We start from the raw sequence: 22,066 nt of genomic DNA, 5'->3' as shown, positions 1-22,066 counted from the left end.
ACGCATGACAAGTGCGGTCACACAGATTGGTGCGCCGGATTTACCTTCTCTTCACGTTTATCAGGTCTAGGATGGTCGCAACCTTAGGGCACCGCTAAGACTTGAACCGATCAGTTCAGTGCTTATATGACCATCAACCGCCCGGCATGACCGGGGTAAAGCACTGATAACACGCAACAAGGGACGCGCATGAGTAACTATTCCAAGCTTCCGGCCCCCTCTCCAGAGCAGGGGCTCAACCGCTACCTCCAGGAGATCCGCACCTTTCCGATGCTGGAGCCGGAGGAAGAGTACATGCTGGCCAAGCGGTGGGTCGAAACCGAAGACAGCTCTTCGGCCCACAAGCTCGTGACCTCCCACCTGCGCCTCGCCGCGAAAATCGCCATGGGCTACCGCGGCTACGGCCTGCCGCAGGCCGAGGTGATCTCTGAGGCCAACGTGGGCCTGATGCAGGCGGTCAAACGCTTTGACCCGGAAAAGGGCTTTCGGCTCGCGACCTATGCCATGTGGTGGATCCGCGCCTCGATCCAGGAATACATTCTTAGATCGTGGTCGCTTGTGAAACTCGGAACGACGAGCGCCCAGAAGAAACTTTTCTTCAACCTTCGCAAAGCCAAGAACAAGATCGGCGCGCTGGAGGAGGGCGATCTGCGCCCCGAGAACGTGCAGAAGATCGCCGAACAACTCAACGTGACCGAGGACGAGGTGATCTCGATGAACCGCCGCCTTTCAGGCGGGGATGCGAGCCTCAATGCCACCATCGGCTCCGATGATGACGGCTCGGCGCAATGGCAGGACTGGCTGGAGGATGAGACCGCCGACCAGGCCAAGAGCTACGCCGAAGAGAACGAGATGGAAGTGCGCCGCGAGCTTATGGTGCAGGCGATGGACGTGCTGAACGAGCGCGAGAAGGACATTCTGATCCAGCGCCGTCTGCACGAGCAGCCGGTCACGCTCGAGGAGCTTTCGGGTCAGTATGACGTGAGCCGCGAGCGCATTCGCCAGATCGAGGTGCGCGCTTTCGAGAAGCTGCAGAAGCGGATGCAGGAGCTTGCCAAGGAGCGGGGACTGCTGGCGCGCGCTTGAACCCGCGCCAGCGGGCGGCTAGACCCTTGGGCAACCGAGGGGGATCTGCGTGAAGCTGCACGAGACATTCATCAAGCCGATGCACAAGGAAGGCTGGCGGTTCGTCAGCGTCTTCGCCGTGCTCACGCTGCTGCTGTTCTTCATCTGGCAGCCGCTGGGCTGGATCGGGCTGGGGCTGACCGTTTGGTGCTACTACTTCTTCCGCGACCCAGTGCGCCATGTGCCCGAGGGCGAGGGGCTGATCGTGAGCCCGGCCGATGGCATCGTGAGCCTGATCGAGATGGCCGCGCCTCCGCCCGAGTTGGGGCTGGGCGATGAAAAGCGCCTCCGCGTCAGTGTGTTCATGTCGGTCTTCAACTGCCACATCAACCGCGCCCCGGTGCCGGGGCGGGTGGCTAAGATGGCCTACAAGCCCGGCAAGTTCCTCTCGGCCGAGCTGGACAAGGCCAGCGAGGACAACGAGCGCAACTCCCTGCTGATCGAGATGGATGACGGGCGCGACCTTGTAGTGACCCAGATCGCGGGCCTCGTGGCCCGGCGCATTGTTCCGCTGACCGAGGAAGGCACGGTGCTGAAACGCGGCGAGCGCTTTGGCCTCATTCGCTTTGGCTCCCGGCTCGATACCTACTTGCCCGATGGCGTTTCGCCGCTGGTCGCCGTGGGGCAGACCATGATCGCTGGCGAGACCGTGCTGGCCGATACCGCGCAGGGCACGCCCCGACCGGCAAGGGCCGACTGAGCGCATGCCACGTGCCCCCCGCATTCGCCGCAGGGCGAGCCGCTTGCCGATCCTGCACCTGCTGCCCAACATCGTCACTATCGCGGCCATCTGTGCGGGGCTCACCGGCCTGCGGCTGGCGCTTCAGGGGCGGTTCGAGGCGGCGGTGATGATGGTGCTTCTGGCGGCGCTGCTGGATGGGTTGGATGGCCCGCTGGCGCGGCTGCTAAAGTCCGAGTCCAAGATCGGCGCGGAACTCGACAGCCTAGCCGATTTCGTCAACTTCGGCGTGGTCCCCGGCTTTTTGCTGTACCTCTGGAGCCTCGACACCACCTCGCGGCTGAGCTGGATCGCGGTGCTGATCTATGCGGTCTGCGCCGTGCTGAGGCTGGCCCGGTTCAACGTGACGGCGCGGGAGGAGGCGGAGGAAGACCGCCCTAAGCCCGGCACCTTCACCGGTGTGCCTGCCCCGGGTGGCGCGCTGCTGGCTCTGGCGCCTTTTGCGCTGGTGCAGAACTTTCCGGGCCTGCCGATGCCTGCCGGGATCGTCGCCATCTGGCTGGTGATCGTGGGCCTTTTGATGATTTCACGCCTGCCCACCCCCTCGCTGAAGGCGATGCGGGTGCCGCGGGAGAATGCCCGGTTTCTGATTGTCGGGTTGGTGGCCTTTGCCGCCATCGCCGCCACCTGGCCCTGGGTTGTCATGTCGATTGCACAGTTCGGCTATATCGTGCTGGTCGGATGGAGTGCGCGGCACCACGCCACGGGGAGCGTCAGTGATGAAGATTGAAGCGGTATCAAACTCTTACAAACGCTGGGCCCCGGTCTATGACAGCACCTTCGGGGCCGTGACCAATGCCGGGCGCAGGCGGGCAACCTCCTATGTGTCGGAGCGGGGCGGCGATGTGCTGGAGGTCGGTGTGGGCACTGGGCTGGCGCTGCCGCTCTACGGCCCCGGCGTTCGGGTGACGGGCATCGACTTTTCGCCCGAGATGCTGGCCAAGGCCGAGAAGCGGGTGGAGGAAGACGGGCTGACCCGGGTCGAGGCGCTGCGGCAGATGGATGCCCGCGAGTTGGACTTCGCCGATGGCAGCTTTGACTACGTGAGCGCGATGCATGTGCTCTCGGTCGTGCCCGAGCCGGAGCGGGTGATGCGCGAGATCGCGCGGGTGCTAAAGCCCGGTGGGCAGGTGCTGATCGTGAACCACTTCGCCGCCGAGAAGGGCATGCTGGGCCTCGTGGAGCGGGCGATTGCGCCGCTGGAAGGGCTGATCGGCTGGCACTCGGATTTCCCGATCTCGCGCGTACTCGGCGCGCCCGGCCTCGTTGAGGTGGAGCGCGACAGCCTGCCGCCGATGCGGATCATGACCTGGCTGGTGCTGGAGAAGCAGGGCTAGCTTGCGGGCTGACCGGCGGGTCGTTAGCGTTGGCGCTAACAGGGACACCGGGAGAGCTGCCATGACAATCGAACCGATCCGCTGGGGCATCCTCGGCGCCGCCAACTTTGCGCTTCAGCACATGGGCCGCGCGATCCATGCCGCGGAGGGGGCCGAACTGGTGGCGCTGGCCACCTCGAGTGCCGAGAAGGCGAAGCCGTTTCAGGCCTTTTGCCCTGCGCTGAAGGTGCATGACAGCTACGAGGCGCTGCTGGCCGATCCGGGGGTGGATGCGGTTTACATCCCTTTGCCGAACCACCTGCACGTCGAGTGGACGCTGAAGGCGATGGACGCGGGCAAGCACGTGCTGACCGAGAAGCCCATCGCGATGGAGGCGGGCGAGATCGACGCGCTGATCGCCAAGCGTGACGAGACCGGGCTGCACGCGGCGGAGGCCTACATGATCGTGCATCACCCGCAGTGGCAGCGGGCGCGGGCCATGCTGCGCGACGGGGCGATCGGCGATCTGGTGCATGTGGACGGGGTGTTTACCTACAACAACCCTGACATGGGCAACATCCGCAACGATGCCTCCAAGGGTGGCGGGGGCATCCCCGATATCGGGGTTTATACCTACGGATCAACGCGTTGGATGTTGGGCGAGGAGCCCGAGGAGATCACCCATGCGGACCTCACCTTCGAGGCGGGTGTGGATGTGGTGGCCCGGGTCGCGGCGCGCTTTCCAAGCGGCACGGCGCATTGGGTCAACTCGATGCGGATGCACCCGTGGCAGCATATGAGCTTTCACGGCACCGAGGGCGTGATCCGGCTCACCGCGCCGTTCAACGCCAATGTCTTCGATCAGGCCGAGGTGGAACTGCATCAGGATGGCATGGGCCGCCGGATCGAGCGCTTTCCGGGCATCAACCAATATGTGCTGCAGGTCGAGAACTTCGGGCGGACGGTGCGGGAGGGGGCGGACTACCCGTGGAGCCTTGAAGACGCCAAGGGCACGCAGGCGCTGATCGATGCGGTCTATGCCAAGGGCGGGCGCGGGTGATGCGGCCCTCGGACGACGAGCGCTTCGAGGGGCGGATGCACGGTCCGCAGGAGGATGCGGGCAAGGACGGGCTGCTGATGCGGCTCCTGCACATGATCCTGATCGGGCTGATGATTCAGGTAGCGATGACGGTGCTGGGCGTGGCGACGCTGGTGCAGTTCGTCGTCATGCTGGTGAGCAAGGGCGAGCCGAACCCGCGGCTGGCGGAGTTCGGCGAGAGCCTCGGCATCTGGCTGGCGAAGGCGGCGCGTTACCTTGTCGCCGCCAGCGAGGTGAAGCCCTGGCCGTGGACGGAGCTGGACTGAGTGCGGTGAGGCCGAAAAATCTTAACGAAGATTTTTCAGGCGGGTGAGGGGCAAAAATCTTCTGGAAGATTTTTGGGGGCCGAAGAATTTTCGGGAAAATTCTTCTCGCCGTCAGCCGAGGTAGTCGGCGTCGCTCACGTGCTCCATCCATGTGACGTTGGTGCCGTTCTCGACCTCGTGGATCGCCACATGGGTCATTGCGTGGTCGGCGCGGGCGCCGTGCCAGTGTTTCTCTCCCGGTTCGAACCAGATCTTGTCGCCCGGGGCGATCTCTTCTTTCGGGCCGCCCTCACGCTGGACCCAGCCGAGCCCGGCGGTGACGATCAGCAACTGACCGCGCGGATGGGTGTGCCAAGCGGTGCGCGCGCCCGGCTCGAAGGTGACGATCACCGCGCCGGCGGATGCGCCCTCTTCGGGGTTGTGGCGGTTCTCTTGCCGGACCGCGCCGGTAAAGTATTCTGCCGGGCCGGTGCCCGAGGGTTGCTCTGTGGCCCGCGTGATCTTCATCTTAGCCTCCAATTCCTCTCAAATTGTAAATAGGGCGGTGCTGCTGCCTTTCCCCCACCCTAGGGCGTTTGACCGGGCGCGGGGAGAGGGGGCAAGCTGGGGGCATGAGGATTTTTGCGCTGTCTCAGATTGTGGCCCTGATGGTGGCCTCGTGGCTGCCCCTGCCTGTTGCGGCCGAGGGACTGGGCCGGATCACGGCCTATATCGCGGGAGAGGCGGAGGAATGGCACACGATCACGATGGAGCAGGGCGGGCGGAAGGTGGCGACAGCCAGCTTTGAGCAAGGCGCGCGGCTGACCGAGTTGAGGGTGCAGGGGCACCCGGAGCCGCGCTTCACTTCGCGGGACGTGTTCAGCGTGGATGTGCGCTTCGAGGGGCCGTTCGCGCCGGGCGCGGAGCCGCTCTCTGTTGACGTGATGCATGTGCCGGAGGGTATGGGCGGGCCGTTCTGGACCAGCCGGGGCGCGGCCAAGCCTGCGCGGATCGATATCGTGGAACTGGAAGTCTACGGCAGCTACGGGCGGCTGGTGGCGACCTTCGAGGCGGAGCTGTGCTTTCGCCCGATCATCTCCTCGGCCACCGACACGGGCAACTGCCGCCCGGTGACCGGGGTGATCGAAACGGAGATCGCGGTGGATTAGGGAGGCAGGGTGACGCTCGCGCCTTGGCGCGTCGCCCCACCCGCCGTCCGCAGGGTTGTTAGCCCTCCATCGCCTCCAGCTCGTCGATGAAGCCTTCGATCATGCTGAGGCCCTTGTCCCAGAAGGCAGGGTCGGAGGCGTCGAGGCCGAAGGGGGCCAGAAGCTCCTTGTGGTGCTTGGAGCCGCCGGCTTTCAGCATGTCGAAATACTTGGCCTGGAAGTCGGCGTCGCCTTCCTCGTAGGCGGCGTAGAGCGCGTTCACCAGCCCGTCGCCGAAGGCGTAGGCGTAGACGTAGAAGGGCGAGTGGACGAAGTGGGGGATGTAGGCCCAGAAGGTCTCGTACCCTTCCATGAACTCGAAGGCCGGGCCGAGGGACTCGCCTTGGACTGACATCCAGATTTCGTTGATCTGGTCGGGGGTCAGCTCGCCTTCGGCCCGTGCCGCGTGGAGCTTGCACTCGAAGTCATAGAAGGCGATCTGGCGGACGACCGTGTTGATCATGTCCTCGACCTTGCCGGCGAGCAGCACCTTGCGCTCGGCGTCGTCCTTGGCGGCTGCCAGCAGTTTGCGGAAGGTGAGCATTTCGCCGAAGACCGAGGCCGTTTCGGCGAGGGTCAGCGGCGTGGAGGAGAGCAGCTCGCCCTGCTCGGCGGCGAGGACCTGGTGAACGCCGTGGCCGAGTTCGTGGGCGAGCGTCATCACGTCGCGCGGTTTGCCGAGGTAGTTCAGCATCACGTAGGGGTGGACGTCGGTCACGGTGGGGTGGGCGAAGGCGCCGGGGGCTTTGCCGGGCTTCACCTCGGCGTCGATCCAGCCCTTGGTGAAGAAGGGTTCTGCCAGTTTGGCCATCTCCGGGTCGAAGCCCGCGTAGGCGTCGAGCACCGTGCTCTTGGCCTCGTCCCAGCCCACGACCTTTTCGCTCTCCATCGGAAGGGGTGCGTTGCGGTCCCAGACCTGCATTTTATCCAGGCCGAGCCAGCCGCGCTTCAGCTCGTAATAGCGGTGTGACAGGCGGGGGTAGGCGGCGACGACGGCGTTGCGGAGGGCTTCGACCACCTCAGGCTCGACGTGGTTGGAGAGGTGACGGCCGGTTTGCGGCGTGGGCATCTTGCGCCACTTGTCCTCGATGGCCTTTTCCTTCGCCAGCGTGTTGTGGACGCGGGAGAAGATGTTGAGGTTGTCGGTGAGGACGGAGGCGATCTCGCGGGCCGCCGCTTCGCGGGTGTCGCGGTTCTGCTCGGAGAGGAGGTTGGCCACGCCTTCCATGCCGAGGGTCTCGCCGTTCACCTCGAACTCCAGCCCGGCGACGGTTTCATCGAACAGGCGGTTCCAGGCGGCGGCGCCGACAGTGCTCTGATCGTGCAGGAACTTCTCCAGCTCGTCGGAGAGCTGGTAGGGCTTGAGGGCGCGCATCCGGTCGAAGACGGGCTTGTAGCGGACGAGGTCGGCACTGCCGGTGAACCATGCCTCATAGGTGGCATCGGTGACGCGGTTCAGCTCGAGCGAGAAGAACACCAGCGACGACATGATGTCGGTGATCTGCTGCTGCATGTTGCCCATGAACTGGGCGCGGCCGGGGTCGACGGTGAGCTGGTAGTAGCGCAGGCCCGCGAAGGACATGATGCGGCCCGCGATACGGTCGATCGCCTCGTAGCGGTGGACGCAGTCGAGCATCTGCTCGGGTGTCAGGCCCTCCAGCTTGCCCTCGTAGTCAGCGGCGAAGGCGGGGCATTCGGTGGCGAGCCAGTCGAGATCACGCTTCAGCTCGGGGGCGTCTTCGGCGGTGTAGAGGTCGGAGAGGTCCCACTCGGGGAGGTCGCCGAGGTTCTTGCCACCGGAGGCGGTGGCGGCGTCGAAGACGGGGGATTTCATCGGGGCTGCTCCTGCGTTGTCTGTCTTTGTCGGTCAGAAGGCAGATAGGCAGGAAGGGGCGGGGGCTTCAACCCTCGGGCGCGGTTTCGTCCTGCGGCAGAAGGGCCGGAGCGAGGCCGAGGGTGCGGGCGGCGGCGAGCGAGAGGGTCTCGCTGTCGAGCCCTTGGGGGGACTGATACTTGCGGATGGCGCGGCGGGTGCGGGCATCCATCTCACCGGAGGGGCCGCCTTGGTAGAAGCCGCGGGCGGCGAGGGCGCGCTGGACCGAGGAGATATACTCGGGCGTCATCTCGGCGGGGCAGGGGGTTTCAAACCAGCGCTGGACGGCGGGTTTGACCACGTATTCCTGCGGCGCGCGGCGGTAGATCGGCGGGCTGATCACCTCGCCCGAGGCGGAGAGCTGGGCGGGCTGGACGAGCACCGGCTCGATCACCGTGCGGGTCTCGGGGGGCGTGGTTTCCTTGCCCCAGCAGGAGCCGGGGGTGGCGCTGGGCGGGGCTTCGAGCGTGGTGACGATTGGCAGCGGGGCGGCGCGTTTTTGCACCTCAGGGGCGGTGGGCACGCAGGCCGAAAGCACAAGCATCCCGCAGGCGAGGGCGGCCCTGAGCGGGCGGCGTTTGGCGTTGGGTCGTGTCACTGCTCTGGGCTCTCTTGCGGGCCGCGTTGGGCGCAGAGTAGCGCGGGGGCGGCGTGGCTCAAAGTCCCGGCGCGGGGAGGCGGTGCGGAGGGGCGGGCTCTTGCGCCCCTTTTGCAACAGGCTCGGGCGCTTGGGAGGGCGCGGGGGGCGGCTCCAGCAGGGTATCGAGCAGGGCGGAGATATCCTCGATCTGCTCGGCCACGATATGCACCACCTCCTGCTCGCGCTGGATGCGGCCTGTCACGCGTAGCAGCCGCCCGGCGATCACCGCGCGGCGGAAGCGCTCGTAGGTCTTGGCCCAGACCACTACGTTGCAGGTGCCTGTCTCATCCTCCAGCGTGACGAAGATCACCCCCTTGGCGGTGCCGGGCCGCTGCCGCACCAGAACGAGGCCGGCCACGGTGACCCGCGCGCCGATGGGCGGGCGGTTGAGCCATGCGGCGGGGAGCGCGCGGGGCGGGCGGGGCCATGTGGGAGCGGGCGACATGAGAACAATAGTAGAACATTTGCCGCGACCCGGCAATGCTGGAATCTCCCGCGCCGATCCGGTAAAGGGGCCAAAGCAGGCACATCGGAGCAGGAAATGGCCAAGATCACCTATATCGAGCACAACGGGACCAAGCATGAGGTCGAGGTTGCCAATGGCATGACCGTCATGGAAGGCGCGCGGGACAACGGCATCCCGGGCATCGACGCCGATTGCGGCGGGGCCTGCGCCTGCTCGACCTGCCATGTCTACGTCGACGCCGCCTGGGTCGAGAAGCTCCCCGGGCGCGAGGCGATGGAAGAGGACATGCTCGATTTTGCCTTCGAGCCCGACGAGACCCGCTCGCGGCTCACCTGCCAGATCAAGGTCACCGACGAGCTGGACGGGCTCGTGGTACAGATGCCGGAAAAGCAGATCTGAGCGGGGGCGCCGGTCGATGGCAGATTGGCGCAACTTCCTGACGATTGGTAAAACGCTGCGGGCGGTGGGTTTTGCGCTTGCCGCCATGCCGGCCTCTGCGGCTGACCCTTCGGTACAATGCGTGGCGCAGATCAGCGGCGCGACCTATGCCGCCCCGACCAGCCGCTACCCGCATGGGGCCTTGGGCGATGACGAGGAATGGGGCGCACTTGTTGTTGGCGTCACGCTGGGGATGCCCTGCCGCGCGGGGCGCTCGAACTTTCAGATCAACCTGCCGCAAGAGCTTGTTTTCGAAGATGTTTCACCGCGTTTGTGGGACATGAACGGGGATGGCTTGCCTGAGGTCGTGGTGGTGGAGAGCCATGCGCAGAAGGGCGCGCGGCTGGCGGTTTGGGGAATTGGCGAGGCCGGGGTGGAGCGGTTGGCGGCGACCGACTTTATCGGCACGCGCAACCGCTGGCTGGCGCCGGTGGCAGCGGCCGATCTGGATGGCGACGGGGCGATTGAGGTGGCTTTCGTCGACCGGCCGCATCTGGCGCGGGTGCTCCGGGTGTTTCGATGGACGGACGGGCAACTCGTTGAGATTGCGTCGCTTTCCGGCGTCACCAACCATCGTTTTGGCGATCCGGTGATCCACGGTGGGCTGCGCACCTGTCGGGGCGGCCCGGAGCTGGTGGTGGCCGATCCGGGCTGGCAGGAGATGATCGGCGTGCGGCTGGTGGGGGGCAAATTGGTCGCCCGGGAACTGGGGCCGATCGAGGGGCCGGAGGGCTTTGGCATAGGGCGGACGTGCCGTTAGGGAGTGGCGCGGCGGGGCCGGTTTGAGGCTTATGCGCCACAGGCACATCCGATGCACAACTGATGCACATTCCATACATACGCGATTTTTGCACAGGACATCGGGAATTGGCGTTAACTGTGCGGCGCGGTGGGGTGAGGGTGTGTTAGGGGGTGTCGGTTGTGCGAAGAGTTTTGCCCGATGCGCGCCGCAAGGCGCCGGGCAGCGCCGTCCCGCCCCCCGGGGCGGCGCTTCGGTGAAGGCAGCACCTACTTCCGAGGGAAGATGACCACGGCACCATAAAGTGCCTCGCACAGCCGTAGCATGCGCCACCCCGCGGGACGGCGCTGCCCGGCTTGCCGACCTATGCGGGGGTCAGAGGGCGCGCCAGCCGATATCCTTGCGATAGAAGCCCTCGGGCCAGTCGATGGTCTCGGCCAGCGCATAGGCGCGGTCGCGGGCCTCGGCCAGCGTGTCGCCGCGCGCGGTGGCGTTCAGCACCCGGCCGCCGGTGGCGGTGACTTTGCCGCCCGCCGTGGTGGTGCCGGCGTGGAAGACCATCTGGGTGGAAGTCTCCGGCAGCCCCTCCAGCCCGCCGATCACCGAGCCCTTGGCGTAGCTGCCGGGGTAGCCCTCGGTCGCCAGTACAACGGTCATCGCATGGTCGTCGGCCCAGTTCACCTGAGCCTCGGCCAGACGGCCCTCGGCGCAGGCGAGCAGCAGGTCGAGCGCTTGGGCGCCGAGGCGCATCATCAACACCTGGCACTCGGGGTCACCGAAGCGGGCGTTGTACTCGACGAGGGCGGGCTCGCCGTCCTCGATCATCAGCCCGGCATAGAGCACGCCCTGGTAGGGGGTGCCGCGCTTGGCCATCTCGGCGACGGTCGGCTTGACGATCTGTTCGAGCGCCTTCTGCGTGACTGCGTCATCCATGATCGGCGCGGGGGAGTAGGCGCCCATGCCGCCGGTGTTGGGGCCGGTATCTCCTTCGCCCACGCGTTTGTGGTCCTGCGCGGTGCCGATGGGCAGCACGTTTTCACCATCGCAGAGGATGAAGTAGCTGGCCTCTTCGCCGGTCATGAAATCTTCGATCACCACCTCGGCCCCGGCCTCGCCGAAGGCCCCTGCGAAGACATCGTCAATGGCGGCGAGGGCTGTGGCCTCGTCCATCGCGACGACAACGCCTTTGCCCGCTGCCAGACCGTCGGCCTTGATGACCTTGGGCGCGCCGACGGCCTCGATGTACTCGCGCGCCGGGGCGGGAGAGGTGAAGGAGGCCCAGCCTGCGGTGGGGATCTGGGCGGCGTCGCAGACCTGTTTGGTGAACTTCTTGGAGGCTTCGAGTTGGGCGGCCTCGGCGGAGGGGCCGAAGGTGAGGATGCCCGCCTCGCGCAGCCGGTCGGCCACGCCTGCGGCGAGCGGGGCCTCGGGGCCGATCACGACGAAATCCACAGTGTTTTCATGGCAGAACTCGGCGACGGCACTGCCATCTTCGATGTCGAGCGCGGCGGTTTCACACATCGCCTCGATGCCCGCATTGCCAGGCGCCACGATGAGCCGGTCGCATTTGGGGTTCTGCTGGATTGCCCAGGCAAGGCTGTGCTCGCGCCCGCCGCTTCCGAGGATGAGGATGTTCATGGACGCCGCTCCCTTGGCCTTGGTTCGGGGGCGTTCTAAGGTCGGGCGCAGAGCAGCACAAGAGCGTGACATGGACCTGATCGACGACCCCACCCCCGGCGGAAATGCCCCCGAGTTCACCGTTTCCGAGCTTTCGGGCGCGGTGAAGCGCGTGGTGGAGGGCGAGTTTGGCTACGTCAGGGTGAAGGGTGAGGTCGGGCGCGTGGTGCGCGCGCGGTCGGGCCATTTGTATTTTGACCTGAAGGACGACCGGAGCGTGCTGGCCTGCACCACATGGAAGGGGCAGGTGGACGGGCTGAGCGTGATTCCCGAGGAGGGGATGGAGGTGGTGGCGCAGGGCAAGCTGACCACCTTTGCCAGCCAGTCGAAATACCAGATGAACGCGGTCGAGGTGGCGGTGGCGGGCGTGGGCGCGCTGATGGCCATGCTGGAGAAGCGGCGCAAGGCGCTGGCCGCCGAGGGGCTGTTTGATGCGGGCCGCAAGAGGCCACTGCCGTTCTTGCCGGAGATCATCGGGGTGGTGACCTCGCCGCAAGGCGCGGTGATCCGCGATATCCTGCATCGGCTGCGCGACCGTTTTCCGCGCAAGGTGCTGGTTTGGCCCGTCGCCGTGCAGGGCAAGGACTGCGCGCCGCAGGTGGCCCGCGCGATTGAGGGGTTCAACGCGCTGACGCCGGGCGGGGCCTTGCCACGGCCTGACCTGATCATCGTGGCGCGAGGCGGCGGCTCGATCGAGGATCTTTGGGGCTTCAACGAGGAGGTGGTGGTGCGGGCCGCTGCGGGCTCGGCGATCCCGCTGATCTCGGCGGTGGGGCATGAGACGGATACCACGCTGATTGACCACGCTGCCGACCGGCGCGCGCCCACCCCCACCGCCGCCGCCGAGATGGCGGTGCCGGTGCGGTTGGAGCTGATGGCGGCGGTGGACGGCTTTGGCGGGCGTCTGCGCCGCGCGGTGTCGGAAAGCGTGCGGGGGCGGCGGCAGCGGCTGACCGATCTGGCGCGCGCCCTGCCACGGCCAGAGGTGGTGCTGGGCGGGGCGCAGCAGCGGCTCGACCAATGGGCCGAGCGGTTGCCTGCGGCGCTGCGGACGGCGGTTCTGAAGAAGCGCGGGGCGCTCAGCGAGGCGGCGGCGGGGTTGCGGCCCGGGACGATCCGGGCGGGCATTGCCCAGCGGCGCGAGCGGGCGGAGCGGGCCGGGGCGCGGCTGGGGCCGGAGTTGGCGCGCGGCGCGGCGCGGGCGCGGGAGCGGCTGGAGGCCCGGGCCGGGCGGCTCAGGCCTGCGCTGGTGACGGATCGCACGGCGCGGGCCGGGGAGCGGGTGGCGGCGCTGGCCGCCCGGCTGGAGGCGGCGCAGCGCGGGCAGGCGGAGGCGCGGGGGCGGAAGCTCGATGCGCTCGGGCGGTTGCTCGGCTCGCTCGGCTACGAGGAGACACTGAAGCGCGGCTTCGCCGTGGTGCGCGAGGGCGACGAGGTGGTGACGAGCGCGGCGCGGGCCAAAGCGGCGGTGGCACCGCTGGAGATTCAGTTTGCCGACGGGCGGATGGTGCCGGGCGGCGGGGCGGTGAAGAAGAAAGCCGCGCCCAAGGATACGCCGCCAGAGCAGGGCGACTTGTTTTAGAGCGCGGTCCTGTGGCGGGCGCGTCCCGCCTTAGGGGTTACACGCCGACATCGGGGCCGAGGCAGAGCATCGGCTCGTCGGCGTCGGTCACCTCGTAGAGCTCGGTGGCGGAGGGGTTGTCTTCAAACAGGGCGCGGATGCCGCCGGGTTCTTCCCAGAAGGTCCAGCATTGCGGCTCGCCGGGCTGGTCCTCGTACAGAAAGCAGATGAACCGGCCCTGCTCGTACCAGCTGCCTTCCTTGCATTGGCCATCGAGAAACGACCAGCGGACGCGGTTGCCGGGGAGGTATTCCTCCACCCCATAGGCCTGGCCGTGGTTGTTGTAATAGAGCGTGCGCCCCTTGGTGTAGGCGTCGAATTCGGGGCCGGACATCGGCTCGGCGGCGAGCGCGGGCGTGGCGGCGAGGGTCAGGGCAAAGAGAAGTGTCGGGCGCATGGGGGCTCCGGGTTGCCTGTGTTTTGCCGTCAGAATGGCAGATGGGGCGCGGCGCGAAAAGGCCGGGCGGGGCCTTGGCGGGTCACGCCCGCGCGATCTGTCCGGATGGGGCGGCGGCTGCCGAAGGATTGGGCGCGCTGGCGTGGAGGCGGGCGACGCGCGGGTTCATCACCCGTTTCCAGAGCCGGGGCATCAACGCCAGCGTGGCCATCGAGGGCAGCGGGCCGGGCAGCATGGGCGCGGGCGGCGGAAGGGTGAGGGCCGGGTAGGGGGTGGAGGGGTGCGCGTGATGGTCGGAGTGGCGCGGGGCGTGGAGCATCATCAGCGAGGAGAAGACATGGGGGGCGTTCCAGCTGTGGGCGTCTGAGACCGGCTCGTATTTGCCGTTCGGCAGGCGGGCGCGGCTGAGGCCGTAATGCTGGACGTAGTCCGACATTAGCAGTTGCGCGGTGGCATAGGCGGCGAGGCCGATGTGCGCGGCAAGGCCTGCGGGGCCGAAGGCGAGGGTGCTCAGCGCGAGCAAGGCGGCGGCGCCTGCGATGTATTCGATATAGGGGTTCTGCCAGCGGGGCTTGCCGCCACGGGCGAGCTTCTCGCGTTCGGCGGCGAGGCCGGCGCGGAAGCTGCCGAGCCAGGCGCGCAGCGCGAAGCGGTAGTAGCTTTCGTTCAGCCGGGCGGAGTTGGGATCGTCGGGCGTGGCGACGTAGCGGTGGTGGACCTTGGGGTGGGCCGAGGCGTGGTGGCCGAAGAGCAGCGAGATATAGACCCAGCGGCCGAGCGCCCGGAGCGGCCGGGTGGAGCGGTGGATCAGCTCATGGGCGTTGGAATTGGAGACTTGGCCCATGAAGAGGCCGAAGGCGAAGAAGGCGAGCACGCGCTCCCACGAGGCGAGGCCGGTGGCGCCGGTGACGGCGGCGATGCCGAGGGCGAGCAGGGCGAAATGGGACAGCGCGAGGGTGGCGGAGAGGGTGTCGGCCCATGCGCCCGGAGCGGCGGTTGGGGTGGGCCGCGCGCCGAGTCGGCGGAGGGCCTGGTCGATCAGGGCGGAAAAAACGGTGAGGGTGAGCGCGGCGGCGATGAGCCACGCGCCGCCCAGCGTGCCGCCTGCCGCGAGCAGCAAGGCAGGGGTGAGGGTGGCAGCGGCGAAGAGGGCGGCGGGGGGCATCGTGGTCTCCGGTTCGGGCGGAGAATAGGGGGGGCGTGGGGCGGAAGGAAGGGGGCGATGTGGCGCGGGCAGGGCGCGCCGCGGGGGCAGGGCGCGCCCACCCGCCCGCCCCGCGCCCAGCCCCCGCGGCGGGTTGCACGGGTGTGCGCCGTTTCGGGCGGAGGCGCCGGGGGAGAGGGCGGGAATGGATATTTGAAGCAAGAAAATGCAGGCGGGTCGGGCAGGGTGGCGGAGGGGGCTTTGTGTTTGTGCGAGACGAGGGGTTTCGGGGTTGCACCTCGGCGGGGCTGTGGTGAGAGTTGCGGCGTTTACTCTAAGGAAGGCGACCACGATGACCACGATGACGGCAATCGGGCACAGTATCTATCTGCACAAGACCGAGGGGCTTCCGGCGACGGCGGTGGCAATCGACGGGCATGGGCGGCGGCAGTTCTGGGGCGAGAACTTCACCGTGCCGCCCGGGATGGTGGTGAACTTCTATGTCGACCGCCATGCCTGGCTGACCATCGAGGAACAGACCAGCAGCCGGGGGCGGCGGGGCGATGGCAGCCCGGTGGTCTACTCCGATGGGCTGGCGGGTATCGTCGGCGGGGGCGGCATCGTGCGCGAGAGTTTCGGCGGCGGGCAGCCCTGCCCGGATTACGAATTGACCAAGGACGACCAGATGCACGGGGCGGAGGACATAGACTACCTGCTCAGCGGACCGCTGGAGAATGCGTTTTGCGATATCGTCACCCTGCGCAACCGGAGCATCTTCAAGGCCGGGACCGCGCCGAAGCGGCTGAGCGAGGTGATCCGCAAGCTGGGGCAGGCGGGGCACCACTACGGCGAGGTGCGGTGCTGCTTCTGCCGTGGCACGTTCTGGGATGATGCCAAGCTGAGTGGCCGGGGGTTCAACCAGAGCCCGCTGAACGGCTGAGGCGGCCCGGGCCAGCCGGATGCCGGGCCTTCCATGTTGGGCGGTGAGCGATTAGGTCAGAGGGCAGTTGAACAGCGGGGCGCGGATGGCGTTTTTCAAGAAGCTCAAGGACAAGCTCTTCAAATCCAGCTCGAAGCTGGATGAGGGGCTTGAGGCGATCGTCGCCGATGGCGGCGAGGAAGAGGCGGTAGAAGCGGTCGAGGCCGTGGAGGCCGGGGAACTGGTTGTGGAAGAGGCGGGGCCTGCGGAGGGATCGTCTTCTGAGCCTGCGCCAGTAGGTGAGGGCGTGGCGGATGCGCCGGCTGCGCCTGTCGCCGCACCGGACCTGCCGCCTGCACCGATGCCGGAGCCTGATCTGCCGCCTGCGCCGGAGCCTGAGCCTGAGCCGGATGTGCCGGGGGAGCCGGTGCCCGAGCCTGAGCCGGATGTGCCGCCCGCGCCGGAGCCCGAACCGGAACCTGACCTGCCGCCGATCCCTGTTCCGCCTGCGCCGCGGGCGGAGGAGGCGCCTGCAAAGCGGCCGGGGTTCATCGGGCGGATGCTGGGGAGGGGCGAAGGCCCTGTCATGCGGCGGGTGCTCGACGATGACATGCTGGAGAGCCTCGAAGAGCTGCTGATTGCCGCAGACATGGGGGTGGATACCGCCCTGCGGGTGACCGCGAACATGGCTGAGGGGCGCTATGGCCGGAAGGTCTCGACCGCCGAGATCAAGCAGTTCCTTGCAGATGAGATTGCCCGGATCATGGAGCCTGTGGCGCGGCCGATGCCGCTGTATCCGACCCGCCCGCAGGTGGTGCTGGTCGTCGGCGTGAACGGCTCGGGCAAGACGACGACCATCGGCAAGCTGGCGAGCCAGTTCAAGGCGGCGGGCAAGAGCGTGGTGATCGCGGCGGGCGATACCTTCCGCGCGGCGGCGGTGGAGCAGTTGCAGGTTTGGGGCGAGCGCGCGGGCGTGCCGGTGATGACCGCGCCCGAGGGTTCGGACCCCGCGAGCCTTGCCTTTGACGCGATGACCAAAGCGCAGGCGGACGGGGCGGACCTGCTGATGATCGACACCGCAGGGCGCCTCCAGAACCGTGCGGACCTTATGGAAGAGCTCTCGAAAATCGTGCGCGTCATCAAGAAGAAGGACCCGGATGCGCCGCACAACACGCTGCTGGTGCTGGATGCCACGACCGGGCAGAACGCGCTGAGCCAGGTGGATACCTTCCAGAAGATGGCTGATGTGAGCGGGCTGGTAATGACCAAGCTCGACGGCACCGCGAAGGGCGGGGTGCTGGTGGCGCTGGCCGACAAGTTCGGGCTGCCGATTCATGCGATTGGCGTGGGCGAGCAGATCGACGACCTCGATGCCTTCGACCCGCGCGAGTTTGCCGAGGCGCTGACGGGCGCTGGCGCGTGATCCGGGCGGCGGCGGTTGCGCTCGCGCTGGTGGGTGCCCCGGCAGGGGCGCAGACCTATGACATCTTGAACGCGGACGCCTGCGAAGGATTGCTTCAGCGGGTCGATGTGCTGGGCATGGGCGGGGTCGTGGAGGTGGGCGGCGTGCGCCCCTATCAGAACGGCTGCGCCTACACCGACCTGCGGATCTCGACCGGGGTGGGCGCGCTTGGCTACCGCGTGCCGCGGGCGGAGCTGCACATCGGCGGGCTGGAGCGGCTCGACCACGGGTTGCCGCCGCTGGCCGTGAAGCTGCAGGTGCAGGGCGCGCATCCGGTGTTCACCGTGCCGGGAGACACTCTGACGAGCTGGTTGCTGACCGAGCAGGTGAAGGTGGGCGATGGCATGGAACTCTCGGCGCACCTCTGGTGGGACAGGGAGAGCCGCCGGGTTGTGATCGAAGAGGCGCGCTGGGACTTTCCGGGCGAGAACGGGCTGCGGATGACGGGGTTGATCGAGGGGGTGGACCTGACCGATGCCGTTGCGATGCAGCAATCGGCGCTGACCACCCGGCTCAGCGCGCTGGAGCTTGAGATGGAGAGCAACGGGATTTTCGAACATCTGTTTCTGGTGCCGCTCGGGCAGATGCTGCTGGAGCCGGTGCCGGAGACGGTTGAGGACGGCGAGCAGGAGGTGCCGCAGCCGCGGGAACAGGTGGTGGCGCTGAAGAAGGCGGCGGTCGAGGCGCTGCACGGATTGCCGGGGGCGCGGTTCGAGCCGGGCGCGCGGGATGCAGTGGAGACCTTCATCGCGGAGCTGCCCCACCCTGAGGGGCGCATGGTGCTGCGGCTCGATGCACCGGAAGGGCTGGGCATGGCGCAGCTCGGGCCGCTGGCGCTGGGCGCGCCGGTAACCCCGGAGGCGCTTGCGGCGGTGCTGGAGGGTGTGACCATCGGGGCCAGTTACGCGCGCGAGTAGGCGGAAAACGCGACGCAACGCAGCCTGCCGCTCAGGAACTCTCTTCCCCGGCCTGCACCACGCGCTTCAAGATCCACAGCACGGCAACGGTGAGGGCGGTGGCCATGGCGGCGAGGGGCATCTGGCCCGCGCCGCAGGCGAGCCCGATGCCGCCCGCGAGCCACATCGAGGCGCCGGTGGTGGTGTTCTTCACCGTGTCGCCCTTGGTGAAGATGATCCCGGCCGCCAGAAAGGCGACGCCCGCCGTGACCGCCTCGACCAGCCGCAGGGGATCGACCTTCATGCTGTCTTTCGGGCCGAAGGAGAGCTGCGAGAGTTGCTGGCTCACGACGATGAAAAGGCAGGCGGCGAGGGCGACGAGGATATGGGTGCGCAGACCGGCGGGTTTGGAGCGCCATTCGCGCTCCAGCCCAATGAGCCCGCCCAGTACCGCCGCCGCGAGCAGGCGGATGAAGGCGGTGAGCGGCGGCACGGCGGCGAAGGTGCCTTTGAGTTCGGTGACGATCTGGTCCATGCGGGCCCCTTGTTTGCGCTCTCAACACCGGGCGGGGGCGGGCGGTTCCGCCTTGCGCCTGTGTGGGCGGGGCAATTGCCAACGCCGGGGCTTGGGCTACTGTGAGGCAAAACCTCAGGGAGTCGCTCCAATGAAATACGCCGCCGCCGCCGTCTTTGCCTCGCTCTTCGTCACCCCGGTGATCGCGCAGGATCTGCCCGATCTTCAGGGCCGGGAGATCACCGTTGTGACCGAAAACGCCTATCCGCCGCTGCAATACATGGCCGATGGCGAGGCGGTGGGCTGGGAGTATGACGCGATGGCCGAGATCGCCAGCCGGATCAACATGACCGTGGCTTACGAAAACATCAGCTGGGATGCGATGATCCCCGCCGTTTCGGAGGGGCAGTATGACATGGGGATGACCGGCATCACCATTCGGGATGACCGCAAGGAGATGGTGGATTTCTCCGATGCCTACATGCGCAGCGAGATGTCGATGCTGGTGCGGGGCGATGAGGAGCGGTTCGCCGATGCGGCGAGCTTTGCGGCGGATGACGACTTGCTGGTGGCCGCGCAGCCGGGCACGACGCCGTTTTACGTGGCGGTCTATGACGTGCTGGATGGCGATGAGGCCAATCCGCGGGTGAAGCTCTTCGAAACCTTTGGCGCGGGCGTTCAGGCACTGCGGGCCGGGGATGTGGACCTCGTGCTGACCGATGGCGTGGCCGCAGAGGGCTACGTGGCGGCCTCGGACGGGGCGCTGAAGGTGGTGGGCGAGAAGCTGGGGACCGAGGACTTTGGCTTCATCTTCCCCAAGGGGTCTGACCTCGTTGCGCCGATCAATGCCGCCATCGCCTCGATGGAGGCCGATGGCACGCTCGATGCGCTGAACAAGAAGTGGTTTCTCGACACCAAGCTCGGCGAGTGAGGGAACGCCCGGGCGAGAAGGACTTTCCGTGGTGGCTGGTGATCCTGGCTGCCACGGGAGCGGTGCTGTTTGCGCAGGTCATCGCGGACGAGCTCTATTCGGACGTGCTGGAGACGCTGATGAAGGGCGTCGGCCTCACCGTGTTCGTGACGCTGGTGGCGTTTTCGCTTGCGTGCTTGATGGGGCTGCTGCTGGCGATGGCCTCGATGTCGCGCTGGATCGTCGCCCGGCAGGCGGCGCGGCTCTACGTGGAGGTGGTGCGCGGCGTGCCGATATTGGTGCTGCTGCTCTACGTGGCCTTCGTGGTGGCGCCTGCGATGGTGGTGGCGGTGAATTGGGTGCTGACCTCGCTGGGGGGCGAGGGGATCAGGACGCGGGATTTTTCGCTGCTGTGGCGGGCGATTATTGCGCTCACCATCGGCTACTCGGCCTTCATTGCCGAGGTGTTTCGGGCGGGGCTGCTCTCGGTGCCGGAGGGGCAGATCGAGGCGGCGGAGGCTTTGGGGCTTTCGCCGTGGCAGCGGTTTCGGCTGGTCCGGCTGCCGCAGGCGCTGCGGGTGATCCTGCCCCCCTTGGGCAATGACTTCATCGCGATGATTAAGGATTCAAGCCTGGTCTCGGTGCTCGGGGTGACGGATATCACCCAGCTGGGGAAGGTGACCTCGGCGGGGAATTTCCGGTATTTCGAGACCTATAACGTGGTGGCGCTGTTGTATCTGGTGATGACGGTGACGCTCTCGCTGGCTCTGAGGCGGCTGGAGAAGCGGCTGGGGGCGGGACGGTAGAGTTTTGCACCTGCACGGAATCAAGGCCGCAGGCCGCCGTGCAGCGCCGACCCGCCCCCCGGGGCGGCTCTTCGGTGAGGTCAGCACCTACCTGTGAGCGACGACTAACGCGTCACCATAAAGTGCTATGCACGGCCGTTGCGGGCGCCACCCCGCGTGTCGGCGCTGCACGGCTCGCGTGGCGCTGGCTGCGGGCTCTGGACCATCCCGGCCTGCAAATATATGCCCGCAGCATGAGTTCTTGGATCACCTCACTGGAAGGCACCGAGGCGGGGCATGTGGCGGCCTTGGGGCTGGCGCTGATGGCGGCCTTTCTGCACGCGGTTTTCGGGGCGCTGCAGAAGGGGCGGCATGACCCGTGGATGAGCCGGGGGGCGATCGACTTTTGTTACGGCGTCATGGCCGCGCCCTTCGCGCTGTTCGTGGTGCCGTGGCCGGAGCCGCATATGTGGGCGATCTTTGCCGGGGCCTGGGCGATCCACGTGGCCTACAAGGTGACGCAGGCGATGACCTACACGCGGGGGGCCTATACGGTGGTTTACCCGGTGGTGCGGGGCACCGGGCCGCTGTTCACGGTGATCGGGGCCGGGGTGATCTTTGGCGAGCACTTCACGCCCGGTCAGTGGTTTGGCGTGGCGGTGCTGTTGGCAGGGATCTACGGGCTGGCGGCCTACAACCTGCGGACCATAACGCTGCAACGGGAGACGATGGTGGCGGCGCTGGGCCTCGCGGTGGTGACCGGCCTCTTCGTGGCGCTCTACACCACCTATGACGCCTATGGCATCCGGGCGACGGCGGACCCGTTCACCTTTCTGGCGTGGTTCTTCATGATCGACGGGCTGGGTTTTGCGCCCTGGGTGGCGCTGGCCCGATACCGGCGGATGGACGACCCGCCCACGCTGGGGCCGCTGATGGCGCGGGGGATGATCGGGGGCGTGGTGGCCTTCTTTTCCTTTGGGGCGGTGATGCTGGCGACGCGGCTCGACAAGGTGGGCGAGGCGGCGGTGCTGCGGGAGACCTCAACCGTCTTTGCCGCGCTGATCGGGTGGCTGCTGCTCGGAGAGCGGGTCGGGCCGCGACGTTTGGCCCTGATGGGGTTGATCGCCGCCGGAGCGGTGATAGTTGAGATGGCGGGTTAACGCGGAGAGAGAGCATGGCCGATAAACAGGTGCCCGGATGGGTGAAGACGGCGCTGGAGTTTGGCCCGGTGCTGGGCTTCTTCGTGGCCTTCTTCCTGCTGAAGGGCAAGAGCTACATGCTCTTCGGCCACGAGGTGAAGACCTTCACCTACATCACCTTCTGGTTCGTCATCGCCATGGTGATCTGCATGGGGGCGCTCTGGGCACTGACAGGCGCGCTGAGCCGGATGCAGGTGATGACGCTGGTGCTGGTGGTCTTCATGGGCGGGCTGACGGTGGTGCTGGACAACGACCTGTTCTTGAAGCTGAAACCGACGATCCTCTATGCGCTCTTTGCGGGCATTCTGGCGATCGGGCTGGCGCGGGGGCAGAGCTACCTTGCGCGGCTCATGGAGGGGCTGCTGCCGATGAGCCATGAGGGCTGGATGATTTTGACCCGGCGCTTTGCGATCTTCTTTGCGGTGTTGGCGGTGGCGAATGCGGTGATCGCATTCTCGCTCTCGAGCGGGGTCTGGGTGACGGTGAAGACCTTCGGGCTGCCGGCGGCGCTCTTTGTTTTCATGATGGCGCAATATCCGCTGATCGAGAAATACGGGACGGAGAAGAGCGAGTAATCGACGCCCGAAATGCTGGCTCAGCGCATAAATATGCGCAAAGCACAGATTCGACATGGTTTGGACATGAGAAAGCGCG

At 67.0% G+C, this 22,066-nt stretch carries 25 protein-coding genes; 17 read left to right on the top strand and 8 right to left on the bottom strand.

The window, feature by feature from the left end:
* The first annotated feature begins 189 nt into the window (after nucleotides 1–189).
* The 6 genes from rpoH to ACUXVX_RS15810 all read left to right on the top strand — a co-directional run bounded on the left by rpoH (nucleotide 190) and on the right by ACUXVX_RS15810 (nucleotide 4,545).
* Nucleotides 190–1,086 carry an RNA polymerase sigma factor RpoH gene (gene rpoH / locus ACUXVX_RS15835; protein WP_222468641.1) on the top strand — a complete coding sequence of 299 codons (897 nt, stop codon included), beginning with the start codon at nucleotides 190–192 and terminating at the stop codon, nucleotides 1,084–1,086.
* A gap of 49 nt (nucleotides 1,087–1,135) precedes the next feature.
* Complete coding sequence (locus ACUXVX_RS15830; RefSeq protein ID WP_222494167.1) at nucleotides 1,136–1,825, top strand: phosphatidylserine decarboxylase; 690 nt, start codon at nucleotides 1,136–1,138, stop codon at nucleotides 1,823–1,825.
* A gap of 4 nt (nucleotides 1,826–1,829) precedes the next feature.
* A complete protein-coding gene (pssA, locus tag ACUXVX_RS15825; protein WP_446309047.1) occupies nucleotides 1,830–2,594 on the top strand; it encodes a CDP-diacylglycerol--serine O-phosphatidyltransferase in 765 nt (254 codons plus the stop codon).
* Complete coding sequence (locus ACUXVX_RS15820; RefSeq protein WP_446309046.1) at nucleotides 2,584–3,201, top strand: class I SAM-dependent methyltransferase; 618 nt, start codon at nucleotides 2,584–2,586, stop codon at nucleotides 3,199–3,201. Before pssA ends, ACUXVX_RS15820 begins: the two co-directional genes overlap by 11 nt.
* A 61-nt stretch (nucleotides 3,202–3,262) precedes the next feature.
* The gene (locus ACUXVX_RS15815) at nucleotides 3,263–4,240 is read left to right on the top strand and encodes a Gfo/Idh/MocA family protein (RefSeq protein WP_446309045.1); all 978 of its coding nucleotides are present in this window, start codon (nucleotides 3,263–3,265) and stop codon (nucleotides 4,238–4,240) included.
* Nucleotides 4,240–4,545, top strand: a complete 306-nt coding sequence (locus ACUXVX_RS15810) for a DUF4389 domain-containing protein (protein ID WP_222494162.1) — start codon at nucleotides 4,240–4,242, stop codon at nucleotides 4,543–4,545. Before ACUXVX_RS15815 ends, ACUXVX_RS15810 begins: the two co-directional genes overlap by 1 nt.
* Before the next feature lie 111 nt (nucleotides 4,546–4,656).
* Here the strand turns inward: ACUXVX_RS15810 and ACUXVX_RS15805 are convergent, their stop codons facing one another.
* Nucleotides 4,657–5,052, bottom strand: coding sequence for a (R)-mandelonitrile lyase (locus ACUXVX_RS15805; protein ID WP_222468647.1), 396 nt, complete (start codon nucleotides 5,050–5,052; stop codon nucleotides 4,657–4,659).
* 104 nt (nucleotides 5,053–5,156) lie between these two features.
* On the opposite strand from ACUXVX_RS15805, the gene ACUXVX_RS15800 reads away from it, so the two are divergent.
* Complete coding sequence (locus ACUXVX_RS15800) at nucleotides 5,157–5,693, top strand: hypothetical protein (protein WP_446309044.1); 537 nt, start codon at nucleotides 5,157–5,159, stop codon at nucleotides 5,691–5,693.
* 58 nt (nucleotides 5,694–5,751) lie between these two features.
* Here ACUXVX_RS15800 and ACUXVX_RS15795 read toward each other — a convergent pair whose 3' ends face one another.
* From ACUXVX_RS15795 to ACUXVX_RS15785, 3 genes are all read right to left on the bottom strand, one after another.
* Complete coding sequence (locus ACUXVX_RS15795; RefSeq protein ID WP_446309043.1) at nucleotides 5,752–7,566, bottom strand: M3 family oligoendopeptidase; 1,815 nt, start codon at nucleotides 7,564–7,566, stop codon at nucleotides 5,752–5,754.
* Between the two features lie 67 nt (nucleotides 7,567–7,633).
* On the bottom strand, nucleotides 7,634–8,203 hold the full coding sequence (locus tag ACUXVX_RS15790) for a peptidoglycan-binding domain-containing protein (RefSeq protein WP_446309042.1): 570 nt from the start codon (nucleotides 8,201–8,203) through the stop codon (nucleotides 7,634–7,636).
* Nucleotides 8,204–8,261: 58 nt separating this feature from the next.
* Nucleotides 8,262–8,690 carry an OB-fold nucleic acid binding domain-containing protein gene (locus ACUXVX_RS15785; RefSeq protein WP_446309041.1) on the bottom strand — a complete coding sequence of 143 codons (429 nt, stop codon included), beginning with the start codon at nucleotides 8,688–8,690 and terminating at the stop codon, nucleotides 8,262–8,264.
* A 96-nt stretch (nucleotides 8,691–8,786) separates the two neighbouring features.
* Here ACUXVX_RS15785 and ACUXVX_RS15780 point away from each other — a divergent pair, with 96 nt between their 5' ends.
* Both ACUXVX_RS15780 and ACUXVX_RS15775 read left to right on the top strand, forming a co-directional pair.
* On the top strand, nucleotides 8,787–9,110 hold the full coding sequence (locus tag ACUXVX_RS15780) for a 2Fe-2S iron-sulfur cluster-binding protein (RefSeq protein WP_222468651.1): 324 nt from the start codon (nucleotides 8,787–8,789) through the stop codon (nucleotides 9,108–9,110).
* A 16-nt stretch (nucleotides 9,111–9,126) separates the two neighbouring features.
* On the top strand, nucleotides 9,127–9,909 hold the full coding sequence (locus ACUXVX_RS15775) for an FG-GAP-like repeat-containing protein (RefSeq protein WP_446309040.1): 783 nt from the start codon (nucleotides 9,127–9,129) through the stop codon (nucleotides 9,907–9,909).
* 354 nt (nucleotides 9,910–10,263) lie between these two features.
* Here the strand turns inward: ACUXVX_RS15775 and purD are convergent, their stop codons facing one another.
* Complete coding sequence (gene purD, locus ACUXVX_RS15770; protein ID WP_446309039.1) at nucleotides 10,264–11,526, bottom strand: phosphoribosylamine--glycine ligase; 1,263 nt, start codon at nucleotides 11,524–11,526, stop codon at nucleotides 10,264–10,266.
* Between the two features lie 70 nt (nucleotides 11,527–11,596).
* On the opposite strand from purD, the gene xseA reads away from it, so the two are divergent.
* Nucleotides 11,597–13,147 carry an exodeoxyribonuclease VII large subunit gene (xseA, locus tag ACUXVX_RS15765; RefSeq protein ID WP_446309038.1) on the top strand — a complete coding sequence of 517 codons (1,551 nt, stop codon included), beginning with the start codon at nucleotides 11,597–11,599 and terminating at the stop codon, nucleotides 13,145–13,147.
* Between the two features lie 37 nt (nucleotides 13,148–13,184).
* On the opposite strand, the gene ACUXVX_RS15760 is transcribed toward xseA, so the two are convergent.
* Nucleotides 13,185–13,583, bottom strand: a complete 399-nt coding sequence (locus ACUXVX_RS15760) for a hypothetical protein (RefSeq protein ID WP_446309037.1) — start codon at nucleotides 13,581–13,583, stop codon at nucleotides 13,185–13,187.
* An 82-nt stretch (nucleotides 13,584–13,665) separates the two neighbouring features.
* On the bottom strand, nucleotides 13,666–14,748 hold the full coding sequence (locus tag ACUXVX_RS15755) for an alkane 1-monooxygenase (protein ID WP_446309036.1): 1,083 nt from the start codon (nucleotides 14,746–14,748) through the stop codon (nucleotides 13,666–13,668).
* Nucleotides 14,749–15,079: 331 nt separating this feature from the next.
* Here ACUXVX_RS15755 and ACUXVX_RS15750 point away from each other — a divergent pair, with 331 nt between their 5' ends.
* From ACUXVX_RS15750 to ACUXVX_RS15740, 3 genes are all read left to right on the top strand, one after another.
* Nucleotides 15,080–15,667, top strand: a complete 588-nt coding sequence (locus ACUXVX_RS15750; RefSeq protein ID WP_446309035.1) for a putative adhesin — start codon at nucleotides 15,080–15,082, stop codon at nucleotides 15,665–15,667.
* An 85-nt stretch (nucleotides 15,668–15,752) separates the two neighbouring features.
* A complete protein-coding gene (ftsY, locus tag ACUXVX_RS15745; protein WP_446309034.1) occupies nucleotides 15,753–17,069 on the top strand; it encodes a signal recognition particle-docking protein FtsY in 1,317 nt (438 codons plus the stop codon).
* The gene (locus ACUXVX_RS15740; protein ID WP_446309033.1) at nucleotides 17,066–18,025 is read left to right on the top strand and encodes a hypothetical protein; all 960 of its coding nucleotides are present in this window, start codon (nucleotides 17,066–17,068) and stop codon (nucleotides 18,023–18,025) included. The genes ftsY and ACUXVX_RS15740 overlap by 4 nt, the downstream gene beginning before the upstream one ends.
* A 31-nt stretch (nucleotides 18,026–18,056) precedes the next feature.
* Here ACUXVX_RS15740 and ACUXVX_RS15735 read toward each other — a convergent pair whose 3' ends face one another.
* Nucleotides 18,057–18,539 (bottom strand): MgtC/SapB family protein, encoded by a 483-nt coding sequence (locus tag ACUXVX_RS15735; RefSeq protein WP_446309032.1) that lies wholly within the window; start codon nucleotides 18,537–18,539, stop codon nucleotides 18,057–18,059.
* A gap of 130 nt (nucleotides 18,540–18,669) precedes the next feature.
* Between ACUXVX_RS15735 and ACUXVX_RS15730 the strand changes: the two genes are divergently transcribed.
* The 4 genes from ACUXVX_RS15730 (at nucleotide 18,670) to ACUXVX_RS15715 (ending at nucleotide 21,987) form a co-directional block, all read left to right on the top strand.
* Complete coding sequence (locus tag ACUXVX_RS15730; RefSeq protein ID WP_446309031.1) at nucleotides 18,670–19,449, top strand: transporter substrate-binding domain-containing protein; 780 nt, start codon at nucleotides 18,670–18,672, stop codon at nucleotides 19,447–19,449.
* The gene (locus ACUXVX_RS15725) at nucleotides 19,446–20,234 is read left to right on the top strand and encodes an amino acid ABC transporter permease (RefSeq protein WP_446309030.1); all 789 of its coding nucleotides are present in this window, start codon (nucleotides 19,446–19,448) and stop codon (nucleotides 20,232–20,234) included. Before ACUXVX_RS15730 ends, ACUXVX_RS15725 begins: the two co-directional genes overlap by 4 nt.
* A 233-nt stretch (nucleotides 20,235–20,467) precedes the next feature.
* On the top strand, nucleotides 20,468–21,373 hold the full coding sequence (locus tag ACUXVX_RS15720) for a DMT family transporter (RefSeq protein ID WP_446309029.1): 906 nt from the start codon (nucleotides 20,468–20,470) through the stop codon (nucleotides 21,371–21,373).
* Nucleotides 21,374–21,387: 14 nt separating this feature from the next.
* On the top strand, nucleotides 21,388–21,987 hold the full coding sequence (locus ACUXVX_RS15715) for an inner membrane-spanning protein YciB (RefSeq protein WP_446309028.1): 600 nt from the start codon (nucleotides 21,388–21,390) through the stop codon (nucleotides 21,985–21,987).
* The last annotated feature ends 79 nt before the right edge of the window (nucleotides 21,988–22,066 follow it).

The organism is Vannielia sp. SX4, from assembly GCF_052828525.1.
The sequence above is the reverse complement of the archived record's forward strand: the minus strand, read 5'-3'. Positions and strand labels throughout refer to the sequence as shown.